Here is a 1,175-nt window from a genome sequence, read left to right on the forward strand (position 1 = left end):
GCCGTGCTGGGGTCGGCCGTCATCCAGGCCAACCCGTTTCTCACCGGCAAGACCGCCAGCTACGTCGTGGACTGGGCCGAAAGGAAAATGGGCCAGAAGCTGGGCCGCATGGCCACTGGCGCCGCCCAGCAGACAACGACCACGGAGGTCCGCCAGACGTCACCGGAGTTTGAAAAATACAAGCAGGCCGTCACCGCCGTCATAAGCTCAATTCAGAATACGCTTTGAACCACGCTCGCGCTGCTATGCTCACCCCTGTCCAAATTCCATCGGGTAGAACAATCTTCGCCCCATCCCAGGCTGCGGCGCAGCTTTGCGTGGCTATTGTGTCTTTATCCGCATTTCCACGCGGCGATTGAGCGGATCGTATGGGTTGGAACTGCGCGGGTTCTTTTCACCCATGCCGACCGCGTTGATGCGATCAGGCTCGATGCCGCTGGCCGTGAGGAAGGCGGCTACCGATTTCGCTCGTCGTTGCGACAGGCCTTCGTTGTGGTGCACCGTGCCGGTGGCATCGGTATAGCCTTCGACGACGAAGCTGAACGTGCTCAGCCGGTTGTCCTTCAGGGCTTTGGCGAACTCGTCGAGTTCAGCGCGCGCGGTGGCGTCAAGTTCGGCCGAATCCAAGCCGAAATTGATCAGCATGTCGAGGCCGGTTTTCACTGCCGACGCGTCATTGGACTTGCTTTTGCACTCCTCCGCGGAGCCAACACAAATCCCGCGGGACTTGCCGAGATCGGCCGCACCAGCAAAAAACTTCACGATGTCTTCAGATTTCTGAACGGGGTCGGCGGAAGCGTGGGTCGAGAAAAGCACGACCGCCAACACAAAAGCTGAACTGCTCCACTGCATAGCGGCTCCTCCTGGTTGAGTATTCCGATTTTCGATGTTGGGATCATAGCAAATTCGCAGGCCATTGTCTGTCTGCAATCGCCGGGGGCGTGACAGTTGTTGCCGCGTCACCGGTTGAGACTTGACCCGCGCCGCGCCTAAGGCTTGAGTGGCCAAGCTTCTCGATGAAAGCGTGGCGGTCATGGCCAATGGGCTCCGATTCAAAACGGCAAGGGATCTTTTCGCGGCGTGTCCTGCTATTGCGCGGGACATGAGGAGCCTTCCAACCGACCAGCGCTCGATCGAGTTTTGCCGCGACCTTCTCGCAGGGCGCGTTCCCGAGG

The 1,175-nt window shown here is 59.5% G+C and carries 2 protein-coding genes; one reads left to right on the forward strand and one right to left on the reverse strand.

All coding sequences use genetic code 11. From position 1 onward, the window contains the following. The coding region (locus EN879_RS36600) for a hypothetical protein (RefSeq protein ID WP_164774872.1) at positions 1-228 on the forward strand (228 nt) is incomplete at its 5' end. Positions 229-321: 93 nt separating this feature from the next. Here the strand turns inward: EN879_RS36600 and EN879_RS36605 are convergent. Then, on the reverse strand, positions 322-1,035 hold the full coding sequence (locus EN879_RS36605; RefSeq protein WP_245493939.1) for an OmpA family protein: 714 nt from the start codon (positions 1,033-1,035) through the stop codon (positions 322-324). Positions 1,036-1,175: the final 140 nt, after the last annotated feature.

Source organism: Mesorhizobium sp. M7A.F.Ca.AU.002.02.1.1 (genome assembly GCF_003998535.1).
GTDB classification, from domain to species: domain Bacteria; phylum Pseudomonadota; class Alphaproteobacteria; order Rhizobiales; family Rhizobiaceae; genus Mesorhizobium; species Mesorhizobium ciceri.

What these genes read in the sequence shown, in the direction of transcription:
- EN879_RS36605 (WP_245493939.1), bottom strand. Translation starts at nt 1,035, where the DNA reads ATGACCGCCACGCTTTCATCGAGAAGCTTGGCCACTCAAGCCTTAGGC.